The following is a 7470-nucleotide window of genomic DNA, read 5'->3' on the forward strand; positions in this document are numbered from 1 at the left end:
ATCTTACCCTGACAAAATTGCCAGGGTGAGTTGTGTATAAGAGACAGCCCACCGGAGAGGGAGAAACCAGACAGTCCCCTCTCCCTGGGGAGAGGGTTAGGGTGAGGGGAAAACTAACCGCGCACCAGCAGCGCTAACACCTCGTAATGTGCGGTGTGCGGGAACATATCGAACAATTGCACGCGTTCTACCCGATATCCCGCCAGCGACGCTATATCCCGCGCCATCGTCTGCGCATTGCAGCTTGAATAGATAATGTATTGCGGGGCCATGTTATTAAGGAAATAACACAACGCCTGGCCAATGCCACGCCGTGGCGGATTCACTAATACCAGGTCAGGAACATCTTGCTGTTCAGTGGCAAATTTCGTTGAATCCAGCGCCTGGAAGTGAATATCGGTTAATCCCAGTTTTTCCGCCGACTGACGTGCACAGGCAATAGCCTCAGGGGAAATTTCAATTCCGGTCAGTTTCATCTCCGGCGTTGCGCAATGCAGGCCAAACCCACCTACCCCGCAGAACAAATCCCACATATGTTTGACTGGCAACCCGTGTACCCATTCGCGTGCCGTGGCATACAAAGATGCCGCGACCGTCGGGTTGGTCTGGAAGAAACTTTGCGGGCGGATATACAGTGGCACACCGTTAAACTGCTCTTCCAGTGCCTGCTGTTCGGTTAACGGAATTTCCTGCTCACCTTCCATAATCGCCATATGCACTGGCTGAATGTTGGCGGAGATAACCTTTAATTGTGGGAGCTGTTGTTGCAACCAGGGTAATGCGGCGCGTAACTGTTCCAGTTTGGCATCGCTTCGCAGCACAAAACGCAGCATCATGCCACCGTCTAGCTGGCTTTCAGTGATAAGCAGATATTTCAGTTCACCGCGTTTACGCGCCACGTTATACGGCGTCAGCCCCGCACGCGCAATAAACGGTTTAAGTGCGGTAAACACAGCCTGGAATGAAGCCGGATAAAGCGGGCATTCGGTCAAGTCTTCAGGTGTACCGTCGCGATGGAGCATTCCCAGCAACGGTTTTTCTACGCTACCGCTGACCACCATTTTGGCTTTATTGCGGAATGCATGCTCAGGGCCGCTGACTGGTGCACACCACTTTTTCACCGCAATACCCTCCAGCAATTGCTGAAGCTCATTCATTTTGGCGGTGAGTTGCTCGGAAATCGGCTGTTCTATCCACGTACAAGAACGGCAACGATTAGCCTGATATAGCGCGCAGTACATAATTAAGCCCTAAAGAATTTGGACGCAGATTGTAACACTACGCAGTCATTGAAGTTTGAAAAAAAGCCGACTTCGCGAAGGGATAAATAACAAGAATAGCACCAAAATGTCGGGCAGTTTTTGCGTCATTAGTGAACGTAAAATCTCTCGTTTTGACTCACCTGGAATGCTAAACAACTCGGGATAGCCCCAACCGAGTGACGCCGCCCATAAATAGCTAACGGAAATAACCTGTGTGGCAAGAAATACCCAGCGTCCCCAATTACGCCCTTTCATAATGACAAATGCACAGCGTAATTCGACACACAGCATCACCAGGCTGGCGAGGAAAATCAGCGTCAGGCTCCAGGTTTGCACGCTGCGGTGAATAAAATCAAGCGCGCCACTGACCCCGAGCAAGTTGAAAACCAACATCAGATCGAGGATGCGTGTCGTTAGAATAGCAATGGCCGCCACCAGCACTAATGTGGGAGCGTTCAATTTTGCCTGTGTTTGAGTTCGTTTCCTGAAAATTTCCGCAAACCTCGTGTTCCATACGATACAGTGCCGCGTCTTCCGCGGCACTGTGGGTTTTATCAGATTTTAAGACTTTCAGCTACGCCTTGCACGTTGGATGTCGCGCAGACGCTGCTTTTCTGCTCGCGACATCAGCCACCAGGCGATTAACCCAATAAAACCAACAACGCCCAAAATGATGGATGCCAGCGCGTTTATTTCCGGGTTAACCCCCATTCTGACGCTTGAGAATACCAGCATCGGTAAGGTTGTCGCACCTGGGCCGGAAACAAAGCTCGCAATCACCAAATCATCAAGCGATAAAGTAAATGCCAACAGCCAGCCAGAAACAATCGCCGGAGCGATCATCGGAGCGGTGATCACGAAAAAAACCTTCAGCGGTGTCGCGCCCAGGTCCATGGCAGCTTCTTCAATTGAGTGGTCCAGTTCCCGCAAACGGGAACTAATTACCACAGAAACATAGGCGGTACAGAACGTGACGTGTGCCAACCAAATAGTCAGCATGCCGCGGTCACTCGGCCAGCCAATGGCGTGCCCTAATGCCACAAACAGCAACAACAACGAAAGGCCGGTGATGACGTCCGGCATAACCAGCGGCGCGGTGAGCATAAAGGCAAAGCCCGTGGAGCCACGAAACTTGCCAAAGCGCACCATCACCACTGCGGCGATAGTCCCAAGGATCACCGCCGCCGTAGCGGCTGCGGCTGCAATGGTCAGGCTCAGCCCCACGGCACTCATCATTGCTGAGTCATGGAACAGCTCGACATACCAGCGCGTCGACCATCCCGCCCAGACCGTTACCAGCCTGGAGCTGTTAAAGGAGTACACCACCAGCATTAACATTGGCGCGTAGAGGAAGGTGAAGCCGATCACCAAAATCAAAATGCGCCACGGTGAACGCACTACCGGTAAGTTGTTCATGCGTGGTCCCCCGCAGTTTTGTTCTGGTATTTGTGGAACCACATAATCGGCACAATCAGCAAGATAAGCATGGTTATCGCCACCGCTGATGCCACCGGCCAGTCGCGGTTATTAAAGAATTCTTGCCACAATACGCGGCCAATCATAATGCTATCAGGCCCGCCAAGCAGTTCAGGGATAACAAACTCGCCCACTGCCGGGATAAACACCAGCATCGAACCGGCAATAATGCCGCCTTTAGTCAGCGGCACGATTACGCTAAAGAAGGTTTTCAGCGGACGCGCGCCCAAATCTAAGGAGGCTTCAACGAGCGAGTAATCTAGCCGCGTCAGTGCGGTGTAAATCGGCAGCACCATAAATGGCAAGTAGGCATAAACGATACCGATATACACCGCAAGATTGGTATGCAGAATCACCAACGGTTGGTCGATAACGCCCAGCCACATCAATACGTTATTGAGCACGCCGTTATTTTTCAGGATCCCCATCCACGCATACACGCGGATCAAGAACGATGTCCACGATGGCAAAATGACCAACAACAACAGAATATTACGCGTCGATGATTTGCTGTGCGCCACCGCCCATGCCAATGGGTAACCTAACAGCAGACAGAAAATGGTGGACACCCCAGCCACTTGCAACGACTGTAAATAGGCTTCCGCATATAGCGGATCATCGGTTAACTGGAGATAGTTCGCCAGATTCAGCGCGAAGGTAATCTGATCGTCAGCCCAGGTGATCAAATCGGTATACGGCGGAATCGAACGCGCTATTTCAGCAAAACTTATCTTGAAGACAATCAAGAATGGCAGCATGAATAGCAGAATCAGCCACAAATACGGTAATACAATCACCAGTTTGCGGCCATGGCGCATTTGCATTTTAGCCAGCCACAATTTGAAACCGCTTGCCGGTGGCTCAGCCGGGCGTTCAGTCATCGTGCTCATTTCGCCCCCTTAAACTGTCAGAACCACACAACTTTCAGCATCCCAACACAGACGCACTTCGTCGCCCCATGTTGGCATTCCTTTACGATTACGATGTTCGTTCTGCAACTGTGCACTGATCATCTGGCCGCTTTTCAGGCGAACATGATAAATAGACAGGTCGCCAAGATAGGCGATATGCACTACTTCGCCGACTGCAAAGTTGTAGCCGTCAGCAGGAGGTTCTTCACACAACATCACTTTTTCCGGTCGCAACGCGACATACACCGGCACGCCATCGACCACGGAAATATCAGCATCAACTTTGAGTGGATGGACAAGCCCTGGGCTGTCAATCACCAGCCCGTCTTCCTGGCGTTCTTTCAGCAAGCCTTCAAAGACATTCACCGAGCCGATAAATTCAGCGCTGTAGCGTGTCGTCGGATATTCGTAAACTTCTTCCGGTTCACCGATTTGTTCGAATTTACCGCGATTCATGATGGCGATACGCCCCGCCATGGTCATCGCTTCTTCCTGGTCATGTGTCACCATCACGCAAGTTGCGCCGACACGCTCAAGAATATCCACCACTTCAAGCTGCATGCGGTCGCGCAATTTCTTATCCAGCGCCCCCATTGGCTCATCAAGCAGTAACAGTTTTGGCCGTTTCGCCAGGCTCCTGGCCAACGCGACACGCTGGCGTTGCCCACCAGAAAGCTGATGCGGTTTACGTTTGGCAAACTCTTGCATATGCACCAGCGTCAGCATTTCCTGCACCCGCTGCGTAATTTCATTTTTCGGCAACTTGTCTTGCTTGAGGCCAAACGCAATGTTCTGCTCCACCGTCATATGCGGGAAAAGCGCATACGACTGGAACATCATATTGATCGGGCGCTGGTACGGCGGCACATGCGACAGATCGACGCCATCAAGCACGATCTGCCCTGCACTCGGTTGCTCAAAGCCTGCCAACATGCGTAAAAGTGTTGATTTACCGCAGCCGGACGGCCCGAGCAGCGCAAAAATTTCGCCTTTATAAATAGTGAGATTCACATCATCAACGGCGTGTTGCCCGTCGAAGGATTTTGTGAGGTTGCGTACTTCAAGCAGCGGGGTGAGCGCTTTGCGAGTTTTCGCGTGTGGACGAGGAGTTGCGTCGTTCAATATGTTGCTCTCCGGCAATTCTTTCGAGATGTTGTAGGGTGGATAAGCGACAGCGCCATCCACCTTTTGTCGGTTGACGCTGCGCTTAACCGACCTACAACTAAAAAATAGGTCTATTTCCCAGTTTTAACTTTAGTCCACGCCCGGGTAATCACGCGGTCCACTTTTGGTGATTGCACACCCTGAGTGAACAACTTGGCACGTACGTCAGACGGTGGATAAATTCCTGGGTTATCACGGATCTCTGCATTCAACAGCGGAGTAGACTCTTTATTCGCGTTAGCGTAATAAACGTGATTACTGATATTCGCTACTACATCCGGACGCATCAGGTAATTCAGGAACTGGTACGCTTCGTCTTTATTTTTCGCGTCATTAGTCATAGCGAACATATCGAAGTACACCATCGCGCCTTCTTTAGGAATGGTATAAGCAATATTCACGCCATTTTTTGCTTCTTTGGCACGGTTAGCTGCCTGCAGAATATCGCCAGACCAACCAATCGCGACGCAAATATCGCCGTTGGCTAAATCGTTGATGTATTGGGAAGAGTGGAAGTAACGAATTGACGGACGTAATTTCAACAGCAAATCATTCGCCGCACCGGTGTAATCTTTTGGATCGGTGCTGTTAGGATCTTTGCCCAGATAGTGCAGCACGCTAGCATAAACCTCACTTGGCGCATCAAGGAACGAAACACCACAGCTTTTCAGCTTCTCAAGGTTTTCTGGTTTCAGAATAAGATCCCAGCTATCAACTGGCGCGTCTTTACCTAACGCCGCTTTAACTTTTTCGACGTTATAACCAATACCGGTAGTGACCATCATGTACGGAATACCGTATTTATTGTCGTGGTCATTATGCGCCACCAACTTAAGCATTTCCGGATCGAGGTTTTTGTAGTTCGGCAGTTTGCTCTTATCAAGTGGCTGGAAAATACCGGCCTGAGCCTGTCGCTCAAGGAATTGCGAAGAAGGCACGACGAGATCGTAACCTGTGCTGCCCGCCATCAACTTCCCTTCCAGAACCTCATTGGAGTCGAAGACGTCGTACACCACTTTAATACCGGTTTCTTTGGTGAAGTTTGCCAACGTATCTGGAGCGATATAATCAGACCAGTTATAAACGTGCAGCGTCTTCTGTTCAGCGGCAAACGCGGTGGCAGACACGGTCATCAACAAACCCGCCACCATACCCGATAGCAATTTTTTACGTTGGGCGAACATAGTCTATTCCTTCTGAATAAAGGGCAATTCTCGCTTTCGCGAGCATAATTTACGCAATCAAGCTTTTACGCATTTTTTCTCGCCGTTGGGACATGCAAGAATCATGCATCTCTATTCAAACTGCCGTGAAAAAAGGCTGACGCCTTCCCAGCAGACATTGCACGCTTTAAGCGCTCCGCAAGAATAACTGTAGCCAGACTTAGTGACTATAGCCCAGTCAGAAAAGTGACTTTTATCAATTTTTTAACCATAAAACATCTATGGTATGGCCCCAAATTGGCCATAGTGGCGAGAGTCATGCTGGTTGTGGTTAATAAAGCAGAATAAAAATATGTGGAGAGCAGCGGACATGGCAGCCGCTGCGGTCAGGAAAGGAACGATTAGTGCAGGAAATGGGTTTGAATAACGGTGCTGTCTTGCTCTTCTTCGTCGGAAATAAAGAGCAACTGGTTCGCGCAAGCTTCCAGAATTACCATCGAGATTTGCTCTTCACTCTGTTTTACAAAGGCAGCAAACTGCTCGCGAGTAATTCCAACTTCGGCCTGTAACGACTGGCAAACCACGAGTTTAGGTAAATTGTCGTCCTGGATATCCAAAAAGGCTTTCACCGTCAGCGAACTGGCGTTAATAGACGAGAGATCGGATGCCAGGGGCAGCAACGCAGAGGGTTTTACCTCAGCCAGGGCTGAAAACAAGATGATATTATCGACCAGATCGATTTTCGCATCGTAGACACCATCAAAATTCTGCATGTGTGGCAGATGGAGCGCCTGGCAGGTATCGCACTCGAAAATGGTCACGCCGATTTCATCGAGCCAGCGGCGTAAGATGTCCAGAGTAGGGACAACGAGTGAATCCATAAATGCCGTAGCCTCTTTTAAAGGGGGTAATTTAGAGCCTGACTAAACAGGCTCGAAGTCGCGCCATAGCTTACGCAAAAACAGCGCTTCATACTATGATTATGCGCCCATGGGTGCCGATGCTGGAATTTAGCCACCCGTTTTCAGGCAATAACCGGGTTGCGCTTGTTGCTCAATCCACTTGATCATTAAGGTCGCAATATCGATACCGCTGGTCTTTTCAATACCTTCAAGACCCGGTGACGCATTCACTTCCATCACCAGCGGGCCGCGTTTGGCACGTAAAATATCGACACCAGCCACATCCAACCCCAAAGTTGCAGCAGCATGCAGGGCAATTTCGCGTTCACGCTCTGTAATAGTAACCTGATGCGCAACCCCCCCACGGTGCAAATTGGAGCGGAAATCCCCTGGTTTTGCCTGGCGTTCGATAGCTGCCACTACTTTGTTGCCGACCACCAGACAGCGAATATCCCTGCCCTTGGCTTCTTTTATGTACTCTTGCACCAGAATGTGAGCATTCAGACCGCGAAATGCGTCGATCACGCTTTCGGCCGCTTGCCGTGTTTCCGCAAGCACCACGCCAATTCCTTGCGTCCCTTCCACCAGCTTC

Annotated in this window: 8 protein-coding genes; all 8 read right to left on the reverse strand. The window is 50.4% G+C overall.

The genetic code is table 11. From position 1 onward, the window contains the following. Window positions 1-113: 113 nt before the first annotated feature. On the reverse strand, window positions 114-1241 hold the full coding sequence (gene rlmC / locus MES37_RS22510) for a 23S rRNA (uracil(747)-C(5))-methyltransferase RlmC (protein ID WP_064548325.1): 1128 nt from the start codon (window positions 1239-1241) through the stop codon (window positions 114-116). A 45-nt stretch (window positions 1242-1286) separates the two neighbouring features. Then, complete coding sequence (locus MES37_RS22515) at window positions 1287-1721, reverse strand: YbjO family protein (protein WP_269811517.1); 435 nt, start codon at window positions 1719-1721, stop codon at window positions 1287-1289. 111 nt (window positions 1722-1832) lie between these two features. After that, window positions 1833-2678 carry a putrescine ABC transporter permease PotI gene (potI, locus tag MES37_RS22520; protein ID WP_064548327.1) on the reverse strand — a complete coding sequence of 282 codons (846 nt, stop codon included), beginning with the start codon at window positions 2676-2678 and terminating at the stop codon, window positions 1833-1835. Beyond that, complete coding sequence (gene potH / locus MES37_RS22525; protein WP_237932687.1) at window positions 2675-3628, reverse strand: putrescine ABC transporter permease PotH; 954 nt, start codon at window positions 3626-3628, stop codon at window positions 2675-2677. The genes potI and potH overlap by 4 nt, the downstream gene beginning before the upstream one ends. 9 nt (window positions 3629-3637) lie before the next feature. Then, the gene (gene potG / locus MES37_RS22530) at window positions 3638-4771 is read right to left on the reverse strand and encodes a putrescine ABC transporter ATP-binding subunit PotG (RefSeq protein ID WP_157092963.1); all 1134 of its coding nucleotides are present in this window, start codon (window positions 4769-4771) and stop codon (window positions 3638-3640) included. Window positions 4772-4884: 113 nt separating this feature from the next. Then, the gene (gene potF, locus MES37_RS22535) at window positions 4885-5997 is read right to left on the reverse strand and encodes a spermidine/putrescine ABC transporter substrate-binding protein PotF (protein WP_232886477.1); all 1113 of its coding nucleotides are present in this window, start codon (window positions 5995-5997) and stop codon (window positions 4885-4887) included. 380 nt (window positions 5998-6377) lie between these two features. After that, window positions 6378-6857 carry a YbjN domain-containing protein gene (locus MES37_RS22540; RefSeq protein WP_064548332.1) on the reverse strand — a complete coding sequence of 160 codons (480 nt, stop codon included), beginning with the start codon at window positions 6855-6857 and terminating at the stop codon, window positions 6378-6380. Window positions 6858-6986: 129 nt separating this feature from the next. Beyond that, a partial coding sequence (locus MES37_RS22545; RefSeq protein WP_237932688.1) for a RimK family alpha-L-glutamate ligase occupies window positions 6987-7470 on the reverse strand: 484 nt, incomplete at its 5' end.

The organism is Buttiauxella sp. S19-1, from assembly GCF_022134725.1.
In the GTDB taxonomy this organism is placed as follows: Bacteria; Pseudomonadota; Gammaproteobacteria; order Enterobacterales; family Enterobacteriaceae; genus Buttiauxella; species Buttiauxella ferragutiae.